Here is a 17,172-nt window from a genome sequence, read left to right on the forward strand (position 1 = left end):
CAAGCCAAAATCGGGTTAGCTCATCCAGCCCTGCAGATGCTCTAGTTCCCGGCCCACATTCGAGCGTGCAGCGGACTCCCACAACTCACGTCCCGCAGCCGTCGCATAGATCGTGGCCTTGCCCAGCAACGCTGTGAGAATCCTGCTTCGACCTTCGGCCAAAACGTGGCGCGGAAGATGCGCATACTCCTGGTAGATCGCGTGGGCGTAGCGTTGGTATGCCGGTTCTGGGCGTGCGAGCACTTCCAGATCCGCATCGCACAGGATCCGGCCCAGCCGGTCCGATTCCTTGGGGTTGTGCCCGGCCGTGAGCAGGATCAGGTCGCTGACGGTACTCACGGCCCGGGCAGAGAGCACAGAATCGAGCCGTTCACGAGCCAGCACCGCCGACTTGAATTCATCTTCGGAGGTCCCCTGGTACACCGCATCATGGAACCAGGCTGCCAGCTGGATGAGCATGAGCTCTTCGGCGGAGGCCTTTTCGCCCAGGCGATCCACCGCTTCGAGCACCGAGAGCAGATGGACCCGGTCATGATAGTACCGGTGCTCCTGGGACCACAGGCCGAGCAGCTCCTTGCCCAATTCGGGCTCGGCCGGCAAGGTGCGGGCCCAGCGGCGGCGCAATATGGCGTCCAGCTTTTCGGGGCGATACTTGGCCGGGATGCGCAAACCTGAGGCAACCAGGGCGCGGACCAGCTCGCCACCGGAAACTTCCTTCGCGCCGGCGCGGACCAGTTGCTCATAGCGTTCGCGGGGAACGTCGTAGTGGTCCTTGTCGAACGCCCGCAAAGGGATCTCTTGCTGGGCGGCGAACTGATGGAGCTCATCGAGGGAAGTATCCGAGACCAGATGGGCAAAGACGGTGCCGTGGGCCGGCCAGCGCGGCGGGTCGATCAGAATACTCATAAGCTAAGCCTACTGACCCACCCGCCATCGTGCAGTCGCCGGTCAGTAGCGGAAAAGGGAGGTGTTGACTTGCTCCACTTCCTCGTACTGCATCGAAGCATGATTCAGGGCGCTGGCAATGCTGCTCAGGGCTTCTTCGATCTGCACATGGGTGGAACGCCATTCGGCGACGATGGATTGGAATGACGCGGCGGCCGAGCCCTGCCAGGTGCTTTGCAGCTGGTCGAGGTTCATCTGCATTGTCGACACCTCGTGGCGCAGGCGATCGATGGTGTTCATGACGGCTTGGGACTTGACCTGCATCTCGCCGGTATTGGTGGAGAACGTACTCATGGACCTAGTCCTTTCTAGATGGCTGTATCGATATCTCGATGCATCCAACCTAGGAAGCCGGCTAGCAGCACAGCATCTGGCGATCGCCGAATGTGGATAAGCACGGCAATCCGCCCGAGGGTCTAGTCTTCGATCTGCGGCTCGGGGCGCTCGATCAGCGGCACGTAGGGCAAAGCGATGGACATGGTTGCGCCGCCGCCCTCGGTATCGGTTAGAGCGACCGATCCGCCATGCTGCTGGACGATGGCCGCAACGATCGCCAGGCCAAGTCCCGACCCGCCGGTTTCCCGCTGTCGGGAGCTGTCGGCACGGTAGAAGCGCTCGAAGATCCGCTTGGCATCTTCGGCAGGAATGCCAGGGCCGTGGTCCCTGATCTCGATGACTGCGTCCATGGCGCCTGCCACCAGGGACCGGACGCCAACCGCGATCTCAATCGGAGTGCCTTCGGGGGTGTAGCGCAGCGCGTTAGTCAGCAGGTTGGCGATGACCTGGCGGATGCGAGCGTCATCGCCGACGGTGCTGGCCGGGCTGGGGCGACTGGTGGTCAGTCCCACGAGCTTGACCGCGCGGTCGGGCGCGCGCACCTTGGTATCTTCCACCGCGTCCTGCCCGAGCACCAGCAGATCCACCGGCTGCTTCTCCATGGGCCGCTGCTCATCGAGGCGTGCGAGCATCAGCAGGTCTTCAACGAGGCGTGCCATGCGTTTTGATTCGGCCTCGATGCGTCCCATGGCCGAGTCCATCGCTTCGGGTTCAGCCAGCCCGCCGTAGCGGTAGAACTCTGAGTAGCCTTGGATGGTGACCAGGGGAGTGCGCAGCTCGTGGGAGGCGTCCTGGATGAAGCGGCGCATCTTGCGTTCGGAGGCTTCCCGGTCGTGGAAGGCCTTCTCGATCTGGGCCAGCATGGCGTTCAGGGCGCGCGAGAGCCGGCCCACTTCGGTCTCGGAAGGGTAGTCCTTCACGCGCTGGGACAAATCGCCCGCGGCAATCATCGAGGCGGTGCGCTCGACATTGTTCAGCGGCTGCAGAGATCTTCCGGTGAGGCCGTAGGCGATCATGGACATGACCAAGGCGGCGAGCAGTCCGGTGGAGAGCACCAGCACGGCGGTCTGTCGCACCGTGGAGTTCACGGTGTCCAGTGGCAAGGCCAGGAAGAGGTTGAGGTTGCTGCTCTCCAGTGGCACCATCATGGTTCGCCAGCCCGAAGAAGTCCGGAAACTGCCTGGAACAGTGGAGGGAACCAAGGGGTTGGCCGCCAGCTCTTCTATTTCCTGTGGATTAAGCAACGGCAGATCCGTGGTGCTGCTGGGGCTGACCCGCGAACGCGGCATGATGTAGAGGATCTTGCCTTCTTCATCACGGATATCGGCGTACGAGCTATTCAGCCCCAGCAAGGTCGGATCGAAATCACCGGAACCATCGGATCCGCCGTTGCCATCGAGGGAATTCACGTAGGCCTTGTTCAGTCCGTAGGCCATCGTGGGCCATGAAGCGTTGAGCTGGTCATCGATCTGGTTGGTCATCGAGATCTTCAGCGTATGCGCTGAACTGATCGCGGTGGCGAAGATCGCGATGATCATCAGCCCGAGCATAACGGTGACGAGCTTTGTCCTCATCGAGGTGCGGCGCCATTTGGCTCGAATTGACTTCATATGCAGACTTTACAAGGCCTTGGTGTTCCTCGGTGAATTATTGGCGTCGATCAGGGGTGCGCATCAGGTAGCCGACCCCGCGCTTGGTCTGGATCAAGGCGGGCCATTCAGGGCGGTCGACCTTGCGGCGCAAATAGGAGATGTAGGACTCGACGATGGATGCATCACCGTTGAAGTCGTATTCCCACACATGGTCCAGGATCTGCGACTTGGAGAGCACGCGATTGGGGTTCATCATCAAATAGCGCAGCAGCTTGAACTCGGTGGGGGACAGATCGATGATTTCCCCGGCACGGCGGACCTCATGGGCATCGTCGTCCAGTTCAAGATCGGCGACGGCAATCGTGGCGTTCTCCTCTTCGCCGCTGGCCGTGCGCCGCAGGACCGCGCGAATGCGGGCCACGACCTCGTCGAGGCTAAATGGCTTGGTGACGTAGTCGTCGCCGCCGACGGTCAGGCCGGTGACCTTGTCGCTCGTGTCATCGCGGGCGGTCAGGAAGAGTACCGGGAAGTGACGTCCGGCGGCCCGGAGCTTGCGGGTAATGGTGAAACCGTCCATGTCCGGGAGCATCACATCCAAGACAGCGAGATCTGGTTCGTCTGCTTCAACGGCGGCAAGTGCCTCACGTCCATTGGCTGCCGCAACAACCTCGAAGCCGGCGAAACGCAGCGACGTGGAGAGCAGTTCGCGGATATTCGGTTCGTCATCAACAACAAGTAGTTTTGCTTCAGCGGGTTTTGCACTCATGAATCCAAGTTTGCACAAGAAGTCTGGGAGTCTGCTGAATGGTTGCTGATTCAGGTTGTCTAGGTATTGCGGCGTTTGGCGATATTGCTGATCACCACGATTGCCGCCAGGACGAACGCGACGGGGAGGCCCCAGACGGCAAAGGCCATCACCAGCGGTGGAATCGCGATCTGCTGGAAGTAGAGGACCAGCGTGGCAATCAATGCGAGGGCCGAAACGACAGCGATGATGATCGCCACTCGAGAAATGACGGTCATGGTTTTTGATGCAGTGCTCACGACTTCTAGCTTAGCCCTGCAGGGGCATCCGCAGCGCGCCGTGCCGGACTTCGGTGCGCAAAGATGAATTCAGTGCTTCAGTGATGACATAATCTTAGAAAACGACTTGAAACGATTTCGTACGTTGAGTACCCGGCAAGAAGCTGAAAAGAACCCCGGCTGTGACTCCGCGAAATCGTACATATGAATATGCATGGCGCTGAGCAGGCCTCGGCCTTGCATTTGGTTAAGGAACGAACGAGGTAAATGATCATGCCTAGCGGCAAGGTTAAATGGTACGAAAAGGCCAAGGGCTTCGGTTTTATCACCGCGGAAGATGGCAAAGAGATCTATGTCAACGCAGCGGCATTGCCTGAAGGCGTTCATGATTTGCGCCCAGGCACTCGGCTGGAATTTGGTGTTGCTGAAGGTCGCCGTGGGCCTCAGGCACTGAGTTTGCGCCTGCTGGAACAGGCGCCTTCGGTGGCTCGCGCCAAGCGCAAAAAGCCTGAAGCGGAAGCGGTTCTCATTGAAGATCTCATCAAGCTGCTCGACAACGTTTCCAATAGCCTGCGCAATGGGCGTTATCCTGAACAGGCATATGGCAAGAAGGTTGCTACCGTACTTCGTGCGGTAGCCGACGATCTGGACGCATAAATAATGGCCCGTAAACCCAAGTTGGACACCATCCTCGCCGACGCAGTGGATACTGCACGCGGTGCGCTCGCGGCGATTGCCGGCGCGCAAGAAATCGGCGAACATCTCGGGGTCACGGCGGAAGGTGAGCGACTTGTCACCCATCGTTTTGTCTCCCAGAAAAAGGGATACCAAGGATGGACCTGGTTCGCTACTCTCGCACGGGTTCCGCGGGCCAAGGCAAAGGACCTCACCGTTTGCGAAGTCGGCATCATCGCCGGCGACGACTCGCTGTTGGCCCCCGCATGGGTGCCGTGGGCTGACCGGCTGGCCAAGGAAGAAATCGAAGCTGCCAGCGCTGCGCAAGCAGCCGAGGACGCTGGAGAATCGGCAACCGACCCGTCGCAGGCCGAAGGATCGGAGCCGGAAGAAGGCGCGGACGACGCTGCGGCAGAACCATCGGCTAGCGCGGAGCAGGAAAGTGGAGAGTCCGAAGAGGATGATTCCGAAGCCGCCCCGCATAAGTCGCCGGCTCGACGCCAGGTTCGACGCCGTCGCACTGCGCAACGTACTGCGGCTCGTCGCCGGGCAGCGCAGCGCAACCGCACGTGCAAGGAAAACTAGTAGTTAAGACAACGGAGGGGGTTCGAAGAACAAATATTCTTCGATCCCCCTCCGTTGCCATATGGCTTAGAGCTGTTCGATAACGAAGTCGATGCACTTGAGCAGCGCTGCGACGTCGCCAGGCTCGATGGCCACGAAGGTGGCAATGCGCAGCTGGTTGCGTCCGAGCTTGCGGTATGGCTCGACATCGACGACGCCGTTGGCCCGCAGGGCCTTGGCAATTGCCGAGGCATCTACCGAGTCGTCGAAGTCCACGGTGGAAATTACGTTGGAACGGTGAGCCGGATTGGCAACGTATGGAGAAGCGATCGACGACGCTTCGGCCCATGCCTGGATCAGGCCAGCAGACTCGGCGGTGCGAGCCGCAGCCCACTTCAGGCCGCCATTTGCATTGATCCACTTGATCTGGGCGTCCAAGCCTACCAGGGTGGTCAATGAAGGGGTGTTGTAGGTCTGGTTCTTGAGCGAGTTATCCAGCGCGGTCTTCAGGTTCAAGAAGTCCGGGATCCAGCGATCGGTGGAAGCGATTTCCTCGATGCGCGCGATAGCCGCTGGGGAAACGAAAGCCAGCCACAGGCCGCCGTCTGAAGCAAAGTTCTTCTGAGGTGCGAAGTAGTACACATCGGTCTCGGCCAGATCCACGTCCAGGCCGCCGGCCGCGCTGGTGGCGTCTATGACGATCAGTGCGTCGTCGTTGGCGCCAGCAACGCGCTTGATCGGTGCTGCTGCGCCAGTCGAGGTTTCGTTGTGTGGCCAAGCGTAGAGGTCGACGTCGGCTTCAGCCACTGGTTCCGGAACGGTACCCGGCTCGCCAACGATGATCGAAGAAGCTTCCAGGAATGGGGCCTTATCGGTAGCCTTGGCGAACTTCGAGCCGAATTCCCCGAAAGACAAGTGCTGAGCCTTGGAGCGAACCAGGCTGAACGCTGCTGCATCCCAGAATGCAGTGGAACCGCCGACGCCCAAGAGGACTTCGTAGCCCTCTGGCGCGTTGAACATTTCCTTCAGGCCATTCTGCACCGAAGCGACGAGGTTCTTGACCGGCGCCTGGCGGTGGGAGGTGCCCAGCAATTTGGATCCTGCGTCGGCGATGGCCTGGACCTGCTCTGCGCGGACCTTGGAAGGGCCTGCGCCGAATCGTCCGTCGGCGGGCAGAAGGTCTTGTGGAATTTGGATGTCCGTGCTCATCGCGCTCCTCTTGTAGCGAAAGTTTGAAGTGCCTGACAGGCCACCAATACCCATGAGTCGGAATATTGAAGGATGGCCGTGGCGTTTCAATAGATATCTTTGCAAATAGCAAGGGCTCGTGAGAAAAACGCGACCGTCGGTTACGAAATCCGCTGGGCGGGTTACATCCGCTTTCTGTCCGATAAACCAAGTAGAGTGGGGTATCGACGCCACGTATTATTCGAGCGAACTAAACTGTTGTGACTTCCAGGAGCGGCTGCCGTGTCTGATCTTATCGATACAACTGAGATGTATCTGCGTACCATTCTTGAACTTCAAGAAGAGGAGATCGTGGCTTTGCGCGCCCGAATTGCGGAACGTCTTGGCCACTCTGGTCCTACCGTGTCGCAGACCGTGGCTCGAATGGAACGCGATGGCCTGGTTGTCGTTTCCTCCGACCGTCACCTTGCCTTGACTGAAAAAGGTCACGAATTGGCAACCAGCGTGATGCGCAAGCACCGTTTGGCAGAGCGCCTGCTCTCGGACATGATCGGCTTGGACTGGGAATACGTCCACGATGAAGCATGCCGCTGGGAGCACGTCATGAGCGAGCGTGTTGAGCGTCGCCTTTATGACCTTCTGGGCAAGCCCACTGTGTCTCCATACGGCAATCCGATTCCGGGTCTTGAGGTCCTTGGCGGACCAAGTGTGGCTGAAATCTCATATGAAGTCCAGAATCTGGATGACGCTTTGCTCGCAGGAAATGATGGTCCAGTGGCGATCGAGCGTCTAGCAGAACCGATCCAAACGGACCCAATTCTGCTCGGACAACTGAATGAAGGCGGAATTCGCCCCGGAGCGATCGTCACTTTGGAACGGGCAGACGACTACGTTGTGGTCCGTGTGCAGGGTATCGAAGGTGCTTTGGAACTGCCCGTCGAAGTTAGCGGACACGTATTTGTGAGGGCTCAAAAAAGATAACGAAATTGTAACTTTACCGGATGACCGGTAACGTTAATAATCGATGCCACGGATCTGACTGGTATCACCCGTCTCCGTCGCGACCGCCTAGTGTTGCCCTGCGCCGGTAGCCGGTTACCAAGTTTGAGGGCAACAACGGGGGACCCACGACTTCGGCGTGAATGCGCCTTGGGGTGAAGCTCTGCTTGACGCAGGCCGGTTCATTCTCCAGAACCGAACCCGACAGCTAACTTCGTAGGCGCAACAGTGAGAGGAATGTTTTGGTAGAAACCAAGACTGCGGGACGACGTCGCGCTGCTGGCACCGAGGTTGATGTGATCACCGAGATCGCTGCCTCGGCAACCCAGCGCGCTAGTGGACGCCGCGCATCACGCGCCGCTGAAACCGCCCCGACCATTACCCCGGCAAGGCCGGTTAACGCAGACTTCGTAGGTCGTCGTTTCGACTCCTTGCAGCGCTACGGTATTGCCCCAACTCAGACTGATCTGGCACCTAAGGCAGCAGACAACAATGTTGTCGCATTGCCAAATGCCGTCGAGATTCAGCCAGCAAGCCCGGCTCCGGTCCAGGCGTCAAGCAACGTCGAATTCATTGCCAACGTCAAGTCGAAGGTCCGCAAGACCAGCCGCCTTGGATTCACGCATAAAGTTGCTGCCGTCGCAGCGGTTTCCGGCTTGGCATTAGCGGCCGTTGCACCGCAGCTATCCGGTAACACCGGCGAAGAGGACAAGGCAATAGCGGCCGCGGCCGAACGCACCGCAACCTCGGCTGTGGTCGACGTCAAGGCTCCAGGAAACGCTGCTGAATTGACTGTTGAGCGAGCGGCTCTGTCTTCAAAGCTGAACCCAGAGGTCAAGAGCGAAGAGAAGTTCTCGGATATCATGACCGCATCGGGTGGCGACATCACCAGCATCAAGGAAACCGCAGGTTTGCTTTCCGCTCCGGTGACCTCCAAGCGCATCACCTCGGCTTTCGGACACCGTAAGAATCCAACCGGTGCTGGATACATGATCCACAGCGGTACCGACTACGGCGTGCCAAGCGGAACCAAGGTCTACGCAGCGGCCGATGGTGTTGTCGAGGTTGCCGGTTGGGCCGGCCACTCGGGTAACCGAGTCACTCTGGACCACGGAAGCGGACTGGAGACCGGCTACAGCCACAACAGCCAAGTATTGGTAAAGGTTGGCGATCACGTGAAGCGTGGCGATGTCATTGCTTTGGCCGGTACCACTGGCAACTCAACCGGCCCTCACGTGCACTTTGAAGTAATCGTCGACGGCCAGTTCAAAGACCCTGCCGGATGGTTATAACGACGTTCGTCACTATTCCGTGATCAAAACGTGACATTTCAAAAATCATCCTATAGGCTTATATCCGTGCCATGGGAAACCCTGGGCATCTTTGCGTGAGAACCGAGCACTGCCAACACGCAATGAGCAGTTATACACAACTCGTACGGCAGTGGCGGGGGAACCATCATCGGGCGGTTAGCTTGGCTAATAACCCTAGGGGTGAAGTGGATAGAGAAGGAAACTTCGAATCCACCGAGGTAACTCCACTTCGAACCCGACAGCTTACCTCGTAGGTACCAAGGAGAGGCAATAATAGTGACCAAGAGTCATACTCATGGACGTCGACGTGCTGACGTACCACGCACCAACTCGCTAGAAGCGATTTCGCAGGCAGTATCGTCGAACGCTGGTTCGGTAGGTCGCCAGGCAGCTGTAGTAGCTGCAGCATCAGGTTTGATCGTCGCCCTGGGTGTACCAGGTCAGGCATCGGCTCCACGCGATGTTTCGGCAGCACCGGTTGACACCATCACCCCAGAGCGCGTTGCCGTCAAGTCGGTAAGCGTTGCTGCCGACAAGGACGCATCTGTAGACATCGAGCGCGCAAGCTTTACCGCTAAGGAAAAGCCAAAGCCAAAGCCAGTTGTTATCGCAGTAGCCGATAGCATCGAGCCAACCACTCGCAGCACCCAGTCGAGCAACAGCGAATCCTCGGATTCGCTCGCTCCTACGACTCGTCAGAGCCGTAGCAGTGGCAGCCAGCAGACCCAGTCTGCTACTCCAAAGGCTGAGACCAAGACTGAGTCCTCCGTAGAAACTTCTAGCCTGTCCGGCATTGCAGCAACTGCTGCAAAGTACGCAGGCGTTCCATACGTATGGGGCGGCAACACCCCAAGTGGCTGGGATTGCTCCGGCTTCGTAAAGTACGTATACGCACAGCATGGCATCAACATTGCTCGTGGCACCTCGGCCATCCTCGGCTCGGGTCAGTTCAAGCGCACCAGCAGCCCGAAGCCAGGCGACTTGGTATTCCAGAACGGTGGCGGCCACGTTGGCATCTACCTGGGCGGCGGCCAGATGATCGGTGCCCAGAACCCAAGCGTTGGCACGCTGGTTCACTCCGTATCGCGCAACCCGCTGTACGGTTACTACACCCTCGCTGGCTAATTTCGCAGCTTTTCATAGGCCATCGAACGAATCATTCGTTCGATGGCCTATGTTCGTTTAAATAGGTGAACTGGACAAGTCAAAAAAGTGAAAAACGCTTGATTTCTTTCTCAGATGCTCACTAACTTGAGCCTCAATCGAATAGGCTAGCCGTTAGAGCCACTCCGATCAGAACGCGAGCTCCACCAATGCCAGATGGTAGCTATCGGTTCAAGAAGGAAGTACGACAAATGCGAACACTGGTATTAAACGCAGGATACGAGCCCTTGGCCGTCGTGACTTTTCGACGAGCACTGGTAATGGTCATGGCCGATAAGGCGACCATCGTTCTCCAGGATGACGACTCGCCTGTTCGCAGCTCCCATGGACAGTTACCCAGACCCACTGTCATTGTCTTGAAACGCTATGTACGACGCCCCTACCGCGACATGCTCCATGTCACGCGTAGGGGCGTTTTGCGTCGTGACGCGTATACCTGCGCGTACTGCGGAAAATCGGCGAATACGATCGACCACGTCATTCCGCGAAGCAGGGGAGGGAAGAACACGTGGGAGAACTTGGTGGCTGCTTGCCTGCACTGCAATAGCAGGAAGGCCGACAAGATGCTGTCTCAGTTGGGCTGGCAACTTCGAATCACGCCGCATCGCCCTCGGATCGGCGGGCATCTGGTCTCCGGTCTTCGGCATATTGATGCCGCATGGGACGACTTCCTTCAGGCAAGCTGAGCCAAGCACACGAAAAGAGCATGAACCGGAGCCCGGGCCGACTAATTCGGTGATCGTTCGATCAGCATGGGCAGCACGTGATCTTTGAGCAATGGAGCCAGATCCTCCCGTGGCAGGGCATCCTCGGGCGCGATCCAAAGCAACTCTTCAAGCTCGGCTAAAGGGGTCAGCGCGCCATCGTAGTGCGCCGTGAAGATGGACGCGGTGATTGCTGTGTCATCTTCGTTGGCTGCCGGCCCAACCCACTCGCCGTTGTACTTGAGATCCTCGGCTGAGAACTGCAGCCCGAGTTCCTCACGAATTTCTCGAATAACAGTTTGTAACGGCGATTCACCGAACTCCGGTTTTCCGCCGGGCTGCATGAACTTGGTTGTTCCTCGTTTTCGCACAAGGAGGATTTCTCCTTGGTTGTTGATTAAACAGACTGCTGATATCGTCAATTTTTTCTTCACCAAAACACAATATCGCGTGTATCCAAGGGTTGTAGGTGGTAACGTGCTTAATTGGATCTCCAACGTTTTTAGTTGTAGTTCTTGAGTGGTCGCCTACTCGCAGTATTCAGACCACAGGCTCATGACTACCAAAAATTTTGGAACAGGAAGATCGATCCATCTAATTTACAGAACAATGGAGCAATAATGCGACGGGGTACAAATCTAGGCCGTTTGGGAGACTTCAACCAAGCTGTCATTCTCGAGTCGATTCGACGCGCGCCTGAGGGCATCAGCCGTGTCGAACTAGCGGGGTCGACCGGCCTTTCGCCACAGACCATCTCAAACGTCGTTCGACGCCTGCTGGACGACGGCATCGTTCGAGAAGACCGCACAATTGTCTCCGGCCCGGGCAAGCCTCGCACCGTCTTGGAGCTTGAGGGCAACCGTTTGGTCTCCATTGGCATTCACCTTGACCCCAGCGTACTGAGCTTCGTCGCAATGAACCTTCGCGGTGAAGTGTTGCGCGAGCGTCGCATCGAAGTTCCTAACCTGGAAGTTGCAGCTGAGACGATTCAGCTCATGGCAACTACGGTGAAGGAACTTATCGCCGAAATCCGAATTCCGAAGAAGCACATCGTCGGCGTCGGCATTGCCGTGCCGGGTCCAGTGAACGTCGAAGACGGCGTTGTCCTCAACCCGCCACTGCTCGATGGCTGGGCAGATGTGGAATTGGTTAATCCTCTGCGTAAGCTCTTGCGACTGCAGGTCATTATCGAAAAGGACACCATTGCCTCGGCAGTGGGCGAGCTGTGGCAGACCAAGGAAGAGAAGAACAACGACTTCGTCTTCATCTACTGCGGCCACGGCTTCGGCGCAGGCCTGGTTTTGAACAACGATGTTCACCATGGCGCCAGCAACAATGCCGGCGAAATCGGACACTACTCTACCGGTCACAAGTCGTTCACGTGCGAAGACTGCGGCTCCGATGACTGCCTTGCAGCTGGCACCTCGTACGAATATATTTCGAACCAGGCCAAGGAACGCGGACTGGAACTGCCAACCTACGAAATCGTTGGTCCAGAGCAGCGTGCTGAAGGCATGAACCGCCTGTACGAGCTGGCACACGAAGGCAACAAGGTAGCCAAGGAATTGGTCACGGAAACCATGATCATGGTCGCCGAAGTTGCTGGTCAGCTTGCCAACTCGCTCGATGTTCGCGAAGTAGTCTTTGGCGGACCGCAGTGGGACAAGGTCCGCGAATTGGTGGAGGACGAAGTCCGCGAAGCAATCGAACGTCGCTTCGCCCTGCGCGGTGTGCACGAAATTGAAACCCGCACTTCCGAGCTGCGCTCGAATGTCGGCGCCATCGGTGGCGCATGCGTAGTCATGGACGCTTCGCTGTCGCCCAAGGCAACTGCACTGCTGCTTCGCTAAATCACTTAGCCAAAGCCAGATAGGGGTACGTTCCATGTGGACGTGCCCTTATTTGCTGCCTTCATCGTGATGCGACAAAGCATGGGGATAGCAAAAGAGCTTTGCTTCCAGATAATCTCTGGGAGCAAAGCTCTGATTGTGCCCCTGGCCGGAATCGAACCGACGGCCTACCCTTTAGGAGAGGGTCGCTCTATCCTACTGAGCTACAGAGGCATGGGCGTGAAAACACCAACAACACTATCCTACAGGGATGCCGTGGGTAAATTTCACGTGGCGACCTAGTCAGTGCCCTCGCGGATGGCCAGCAACTTGCGCTTGAGCCCTCGATTCGCACGGACGGCTCCAAGCCCAACGACAAGTCCAGCAGTGATAATCAGCAACGCCCAGCGGATGGTCGTCAGAATGGAGGCGAGAAGCACTGCACCGGCACTGAGATCATGGCTGAACAGGGCGTCGATGGCAAAATTTTCCCAAATATCGACAACGGCAAAGCCTATGGGGGCTATCCAAGCTAGCCAACGCGCCTGGCGATTGGGTATCCACCGGATGAATAGCAGCATCGAGAAGGCTGCGGTGAACATGGGGAAGAGGAAGCCCGCGGTCTTGTGCAGGTAATTCAGCTGTCCTATGGCATCCGAATCCATTGCAGTGCGCAGGGCCTGGATATCGCCCATGGTGTAGCCGAAAACGCGCTGGTCGGGCATAGGCAATGAATCGCTCAAGTCCTTCATCTGGACCATGGTGAGCAAGTGGTAGTAGGCGAAGAGTGCCAAGCAGACAACCAAACCGACCGAGATGAGAATCATCGGGTTTGATTTGTTTTCTTGAGATCCGCGACTAACGGTTGGGCGTGCTGCGTTGGCTATCGCCGCAGCCGGCTCCTGCTGCCTGAATTGACTCGGCTTACGATACTCTTTAGTTTTTTTGACCTGCTTTGCCATACTCTCCATTATGCCCGTGCTAGGGACGGCACTTTTCTACAGGCACTGAAAAGTGTCCGCAGCGCCACGTAGACTGGCTACATCATGGATTTTCTTTTTGATGATTTTGCTACCGACACCACTCCGCAGGTTAGGCCCAGTGCAGAGGACTTGCTGCTGGGCATGAACCCGCAGCAGGAAGAAGCCGTCCGCTATGCCGGCGGTCCATTGCTGATCGTGGCAGGCGCTGGATCCGGAAAGACCCGTGTTCTTACGCACCGCATTGCCTACCTGCTGGCCACCGGTCGTGCACGGCCCCATGAGATTCTTGCTATTACCTTCACCAACAAGGCCGCGGCGGAAATGCGCGAGCGTGCATCCGAGCTCATCGGCGAAGACCAGGCCAAGAAAATGTGGATCTCCACTTTCCACTCCTCTTGCGTGCGCATTCTGCGTCGCGAAGCAGCGACGATTGGCCTGAAGTCCAACTTCTCCATCTATGATTCAACCGATTCCCTTCGGTTGATCACCCTAGTGGCCAAGTCCCTTGAGATTGACCCCAAGCGCTTTACCCCCAAGGCCATCGCGCACAAGATTTCTTCGTTGAAGAACGAACTCATTGATGATGAAGACTATGCTGCGACCATCAATACCAACGACCCGTTTTCGCGTGCCGTTGCCGAGGTCTACCGGGGATACACCCGGCGGATGCGTTCGGCCAATGCGCTGGACTTCGACGATCTCATCGGCCAGGTCGTCTACATGTTCCGTGCATTCCCACGGGTTGCCGATAGCTATCGTCGCCGATTCCGCCACGTGCTGATCGACGAATACCAGGATACGAACCACGCACAGTACTCGCTGATTCGCGAGCTGACCGGGACCGAGGGGGAGACCTCCCCGGGTGAGCTGACGGTTGTGGGTGACTCGGACCAGTCGATCTATGCCTTCCGTGGCGCCGATATCCGCAACATCATCGAATTCGAAAAGGACTACCCGAACGCGGCGACGATCAAGCTGGAGCAGAACTACCGCTCCACGCAGACGATCTTGTCTGCTGCCAACGAAGTTATCAAGCGCAATCCGGACCGCAACGACAAGCGGTTGTGGACCGCTAGCGGTGATGGCGAACTGATTACCGGGTACGTCGGTGAATCCGAGTCCGACGAGGCGCGGTGGATCGCCGAAGAGATCCTGCGGCTCAATGACGAGAATGATGTCCGGCCGGGCGATGTAGCGATTTTCTACCGCACCAATGCCCAGTCTCGCGCGCTGGAAGAGCAGCTGATGCGTGTTGACCTCAAGTACCGAGTTGTGGGCGGTACAAGGTTCTACGATCGCAAGGAAATCAAGGATGCCTTGGCCTACCTGCGTGTTCTGGTGAATCCCGAAGACGACATCAACGTGCGTCGAATCCTCAATGAACCCAAGCGCGGGATCGGTGACCGTGCCGAGGGCGCAGTGGCGGCCCTGGCGGACCGAGAACGCATGTCCTTCATGGAAGCTTTGCGCCGTTCGGACGAGGCTCCTGGCCTCGGTACCCGTGGCATCAAGATGACTGCTGCCTTCGTGTCGCTGATCGATGACCTGCAGACTGTCGCCGAAGGTTCCGGCCCGGCAGAAGCCCTGGAGGCGGTGCTGGAGCAAACCGGCTACCTGGAAAACCTGCGCCTATCCACCGACCCGCAGGATGAATCACGTGTCGAGAACCTGGCCGAATTGGTCGCGGTGGTTCGCGACTTCGTCAACGAGGATCCTGAAGGCGGGCTCGCCGGCTTCTTGGAGCGGGTGGCCTTGGTGGCTGATGCTGATCAGATTCCTGAAGCTCCGAGCGATGATGAAGGCGCAGCCATGGCCGCGCAGGAAGGCATGGTCACGTTGATGACCCTGCATACCGCCAAGGGCTTGGAATTCCCCGTCGTGTTCCTCACCGGCATGGAACATGGTGTTTTCCCGCATCAGCGTTCGATGACCGATGAGAAGGAACTGGCTGAAGAGCGCCGCCTGGCCTATGTCGGCCTGACCCGTGCCCGGGAACGCCTGTACCTGACTCGTGCCGAACAGCGCAGCCTTTGGGGCCAAGCCCAGTACAACCCGGCCAGCCAGTTCTTGGAAGAGATTCCGGGCCAGCTCATTGACTGGAAGCGCGAAGGATCGGGTTCGATGGGCTTCGGCTTCGGTAACTCAACGGTGAATTTCGCCACGAGCAGATATGAGCGCGGAAGCCATTGGGGCGCTGGCACTTCAAGCAGTGCGCCTCAGCGCGGGCACAATGCCGCTCCGGTTTCCAAACAACGTGTGGTGCAAAACAAGGACATCACCATCCCGGAGGTCGGGCAATCGGTCAAGCATTCCGCCTTTGGCTTGGGAACTGTTATTGCTTTGGAAGGTGCCGGGGACAAGACTGTGGCCAAGGTGCAGTTCCCGGATTCCGAAAAGCGGCTGTTGCTGAGATATGCGCCCCTTGAAATCGTGGAATAGTCAACCAAAAGGGCGAGTTTTCTTCGTCACATTTACCGGGTTCCCAGCGTAATTCCGCAGTTTCTCTACGTGTTGTAAAAGTGGGAACTTTACGAAAGTCGGGATAGTCTGAGAGGTGCGCACGGGCTACGGCGCCTTATGACGTCCGTTTGTTGCGGTGCGCTCTCTTAGGCATGGCATGGATTTCGGTCTGTGGCCATGCCGCGAGTCAGCATGAACTTCGAACGAAGGACACAAACCCGTGGACCTGTATGAGTACCAGGCGCGCGATCTATTCGAGGCACACGGCGTTCCCGTGCTTGCCGGTATCGTCGCTTACACCCCGGAAGAAGCCAAGGCCGCAGCTGAGAAGATCGGCGGCGTTGTAGTAGTAAAGGCACAGGTCAAGGTCGGTGGCCGTGGCAAGGCTGGCGGCGTTAAGGTCGCTAAGACCGCCGATGAGGCTTTCGAGCACGCATCCGCCATTCTCGGTATGGACATCAAGGGCTACACCGTTAACAAGGTCATGATCGCCCAGGGCGCCGACATCGCCGAGGAGTTCTACTTCTCGGTACTGCTGGACCGTGCAAACCGCAACTACCTTGCAATGTGCTCGGTTGAAGGCGGCATGGAGATCGAGGTGCTCGCAGTTGAGCGCCCAGAGGCTTTGGCCAAGGTCGCAGTGGACCCAATCGTCGGCATCGACGCCGCGAAGGCCGCTGAAATCGTCGAGGCAGCTAACTTCCCAGAAGAACTGCGTGCCAAGGTTGCCGAAACCATCCAGAAGCTTTGGGTTGTTTTCAAGGAAGAAGACGCAACCCTCGTGGAGGTCAACCCACTGGTGAAGACCGGCGCCGGCGACATCGTCGCACTGGACGGCAAGGTCTCCCTGGACGACAACGCATCTGAGGTTCGCCACCCAGCTCACGAAGAGCTGGAAGACAAGGGCGCAGCCGATCCGCTGGAAGCCAAGGCAAAGGCCGCTGGCCTGAACTACGTGAAGCTGGACGGCGAAGTAGGCATCATCGGTAACGGTGCTGGCCTGGTCATGTCCACCCTGGACGTCGTTGCTTACGCTGGCGAGAACCACGGTTCGGTCAAGCCAGCTAACTTCCTTGACATCGGTGGTGGAGCTTCGGCTGAGGTCATGGCTAACGGCCTTGACGTCATCTTGAACGACCCGCAGGTCAAGTCGGTCTTCGTCAACGTCTTCGGTGGCATCACCGCATGTGACGCTGTCGCAAACGGCATCGTTGGCGCGCTGAACACCCTGGGTGACGCAGCGAACAAGCCACTGGTTGTCCGCCTGGACGGCAACAACGTTGAAGAGGGTCGTGCCATCTTGGCCCAGGCCAACCACCCGTTGGTCACCCTGGCAGCAACCATGGATGAGGGCGCCGACAAGGCCGCCGAGCTCGCCAACGCAGCGAAGTAAGAGG

The 17,172-nt window shown here is 58.0% G+C and carries 17 protein-coding genes, 1 tRNA gene and 2 riboswitches; of the genes, 9 read left to right on the forward strand and 9 right to left on the reverse strand.

Translation table 11 applies throughout. The features are described 5' to 3' along the window. Nucleotides 1-15: 15 nt before the first annotated feature. From OF385_RS02860 to OF385_RS02880, 5 genes are all read right to left on the reverse strand, one after another. Nucleotides 16-906 (reverse strand): DUF4031 domain-containing protein, encoded by an 891-nt coding sequence (locus OF385_RS02860; protein WP_264276888.1) that lies wholly within the window; start codon nucleotides 904-906, stop codon nucleotides 16-18. 42 nt (nucleotides 907-948) lie between these two features. Continuing rightward, the gene (locus OF385_RS02865) at nucleotides 949-1,239 is read right to left on the reverse strand and encodes a WXG100 family type VII secretion target (RefSeq protein ID WP_022874761.1); all 291 of its coding nucleotides are present in this window, start codon (nucleotides 1,237-1,239) and stop codon (nucleotides 949-951) included. Between the two features lie 122 nt (nucleotides 1,240-1,361). After that, nucleotides 1,362-2,891 carry a sensor histidine kinase gene (locus tag OF385_RS02870; protein WP_264276889.1) on the reverse strand — a complete coding sequence of 510 codons (1,530 nt, stop codon included), beginning with the start codon at nucleotides 2,889-2,891 and terminating at the stop codon, nucleotides 1,362-1,364. Between the two features lie 37 nt (nucleotides 2,892-2,928). Further along, nucleotides 2,929-3,639 (reverse strand): response regulator transcription factor, encoded by a 711-nt coding sequence (locus OF385_RS02875; RefSeq protein ID WP_264276890.1) that lies wholly within the window; start codon nucleotides 3,637-3,639, stop codon nucleotides 2,929-2,931. Between the two features lie 59 nt (nucleotides 3,640-3,698). Beyond that, nucleotides 3,699-3,917 carry a hypothetical protein gene (locus OF385_RS02880; RefSeq protein WP_264276891.1) on the reverse strand — a complete coding sequence of 73 codons (219 nt, stop codon included), beginning with the start codon at nucleotides 3,915-3,917 and terminating at the stop codon, nucleotides 3,699-3,701. Between the two features lie 252 nt (nucleotides 3,918-4,169). On the opposite strand from OF385_RS02880, the gene OF385_RS02885 reads away from it, so the two are divergent. Then, on the forward strand, nucleotides 4,170-4,553 hold the full coding sequence (locus OF385_RS02885; RefSeq protein WP_028268444.1) for a cold-shock protein: 384 nt from the start codon (nucleotides 4,170-4,172) through the stop codon (nucleotides 4,551-4,553). Between the two features lie 3 nt (nucleotides 4,554-4,556). Next, nucleotides 4,557-5,156: a DUF3027 domain-containing protein gene (locus tag OF385_RS02890; RefSeq protein ID WP_264276892.1), complete on the forward strand. Its 600-nt coding sequence runs from the start codon at nucleotides 4,557-4,559 to the stop codon at nucleotides 5,154-5,156. Nucleotides 5,157-5,222: 66 nt separating this feature from the next. Here OF385_RS02890 and serC read toward each other — a convergent pair whose 3' ends face one another. Next, on the reverse strand, nucleotides 5,223-6,344 hold the full coding sequence (gene serC, locus OF385_RS02895; RefSeq protein ID WP_264276893.1) for a phosphoserine transaminase: 1,122 nt from the start codon (nucleotides 6,342-6,344) through the stop codon (nucleotides 5,223-5,225). 261 nt (nucleotides 6,345-6,605) lie between these two features. Here serC and OF385_RS02900 point away from each other — a divergent pair, with 261 nt between their 5' ends. From OF385_RS02900 to OF385_RS16695, 4 genes are all read left to right on the forward strand, one after another. Then, a complete protein-coding gene (locus OF385_RS02900; RefSeq protein ID WP_022874768.1) occupies nucleotides 6,606-7,304 on the forward strand; it encodes a metal-dependent transcriptional regulator in 699 nt (232 codons plus the stop codon). Between the two features lie 91 nt (nucleotides 7,305-7,395). Then, nucleotides 7,396-7,560: riboswitch (cyclic di-AMP (ydaO/yuaA leader) on the forward strand. A gap of 4 nt (nucleotides 7,561-7,564) precedes the next feature. Continuing rightward, the gene (locus OF385_RS02905; protein WP_264276894.1) at nucleotides 7,565-8,614 is read left to right on the forward strand and encodes a M23 family metallopeptidase; all 1,050 of its coding nucleotides are present in this window, start codon (nucleotides 7,565-7,567) and stop codon (nucleotides 8,612-8,614) included. A 123-nt stretch (nucleotides 8,615-8,737) separates the two neighbouring features. Next, a riboswitch (cyclic di-AMP (ydaO/yuaA leader) is annotated at nucleotides 8,738-8,907 on the forward strand. A 4-nt stretch (nucleotides 8,908-8,911) separates the two neighbouring features. After that, complete coding sequence (locus OF385_RS02910; RefSeq protein WP_264276895.1) at nucleotides 8,912-9,760, forward strand: C40 family peptidase; 849 nt, start codon at nucleotides 8,912-8,914, stop codon at nucleotides 9,758-9,760. A 428-nt stretch (nucleotides 9,761-10,188) separates the two neighbouring features. Further along, the gene (locus OF385_RS16695) at nucleotides 10,189-10,485 is read left to right on the forward strand and encodes an HNH endonuclease (protein ID WP_413468140.1); all 297 of its coding nucleotides are present in this window, start codon (nucleotides 10,189-10,191) and stop codon (nucleotides 10,483-10,485) included. 41 nt (nucleotides 10,486-10,526) lie between these two features. Here OF385_RS16695 and OF385_RS02920 read toward each other — a convergent pair whose 3' ends face one another. Continuing rightward, entirely contained in the window at nucleotides 10,527-10,937 is a 411-nt protein-coding gene (locus OF385_RS02920; protein ID WP_264276897.1) for an NUDIX hydrolase, read from the reverse strand. Between the two features lie 186 nt (nucleotides 10,938-11,123). Here OF385_RS02920 and OF385_RS02925 point away from each other — a divergent pair, with 186 nt between their 5' ends. Next, complete coding sequence (locus tag OF385_RS02925) at nucleotides 11,124-12,353, forward strand: ROK family transcriptional regulator (protein WP_264276898.1); 1,230 nt, start codon at nucleotides 11,124-11,126, stop codon at nucleotides 12,351-12,353. A 139-nt stretch (nucleotides 12,354-12,492) separates the two neighbouring features. Here OF385_RS02925 and OF385_RS02930 read toward each other — a convergent pair. Then, a tRNA-Arg gene (locus tag OF385_RS02930) sits at nucleotides 12,493-12,566 on the reverse strand. Between the two features lie 65 nt (nucleotides 12,567-12,631). After that, nucleotides 12,632-13,294: a hypothetical protein gene (locus tag OF385_RS02935; protein WP_264276899.1), complete on the reverse strand. Its 663-nt coding sequence runs from the start codon at nucleotides 13,292-13,294 to the stop codon at nucleotides 12,632-12,634. Between the two features lie 84 nt (nucleotides 13,295-13,378). On the opposite strand from OF385_RS02935, the gene pcrA reads away from it, so the two are divergent. Both pcrA and sucC read left to right on the forward strand, forming a co-directional pair. Beyond that, nucleotides 13,379-15,754, forward strand: a complete 2,376-nt coding sequence (gene pcrA / locus OF385_RS02940) for a DNA helicase PcrA (protein WP_264276900.1) — start codon at nucleotides 13,379-13,381, stop codon at nucleotides 15,752-15,754. A gap of 241 nt (nucleotides 15,755-15,995) precedes the next feature. Beyond that, complete coding sequence (gene sucC, locus OF385_RS02945) at nucleotides 15,996-17,168, forward strand: ADP-forming succinate--CoA ligase subunit beta (protein ID WP_264276901.1); 1,173 nt, start codon at nucleotides 15,996-15,998, stop codon at nucleotides 17,166-17,168. Nucleotides 17,169-17,172: the final 4 nt, after the last annotated feature.

This window comes from Glutamicibacter sp. JL.03c, from assembly GCF_025854375.1.
In the GTDB taxonomy this organism is placed as follows: domain Bacteria; phylum Actinomycetota; class Actinomycetes; order Actinomycetales; family Micrococcaceae; genus Glutamicibacter.

Excerpts from the sequence above, each read along its gene's own strand:
- OF385_RS02875 (WP_264276890.1), bottom strand. The coding sequence starts at position 3,639 with ATGAGTGCAAAACCCGCTGAAGCAAAACTACTTGTTGTTGATGACGAA.
- serC (WP_264276893.1), bottom strand. The coding sequence starts at position 6,344 with ATGAGCACGGACATCCAAATTCCACAAGACCTTCTGCCCGCCGACGGA.
- OF385_RS02870 (WP_264276889.1), bottom strand. The coding sequence starts at position 2,891 with ATGAAGTCAATTCGAGCCAAATGGCGCCGCACCTCGATGAGGACAAAG.
- OF385_RS16695 (WP_413468140.1), top strand. The coding sequence starts at position 10,189 with ATGCTCCATGTCACGCGTAGGGGCGTTTTGCGTCGTGACGCGTATACC.
- OF385_RS02925 (WP_264276898.1), top strand. The coding sequence starts at position 11,124 with ATGCGACGGGGTACAAATCTAGGCCGTTTGGGAGACTTCAACCAAGCT.
- OF385_RS02860 (WP_264276888.1), bottom strand. The coding sequence starts at position 906 with ATGAGTATTCTGATCGACCCGCCGCGCTGGCCGGCCCACGGCACCGTC.
- OF385_RS02890 (WP_264276892.1), top strand. The coding sequence starts at position 4,557 with ATGGCCCGTAAACCCAAGTTGGACACCATCCTCGCCGACGCAGTGGAT.
- pcrA (WP_264276900.1), top strand. The coding sequence starts at position 13,379 with ATGGATTTTCTTTTTGATGATTTTGCTACCGACACCACTCCGCAGGTT.
- OF385_RS02935 (WP_264276899.1), bottom strand. The coding sequence starts at position 13,294 with ATGGCAAAGCAGGTCAAAAAAACTAAAGAGTATCGTAAGCCGAGTCAA.
- OF385_RS02885 (WP_028268444.1), top strand. The coding sequence starts at position 4,170 with ATGCCTAGCGGCAAGGTTAAATGGTACGAAAAGGCCAAGGGCTTCGGT.
- OF385_RS02865 (WP_022874761.1), bottom strand. The coding sequence starts at position 1,239 with ATGAGTACGTTCTCCACCAATACCGGCGAGATGCAGGTCAAGTCCCAA.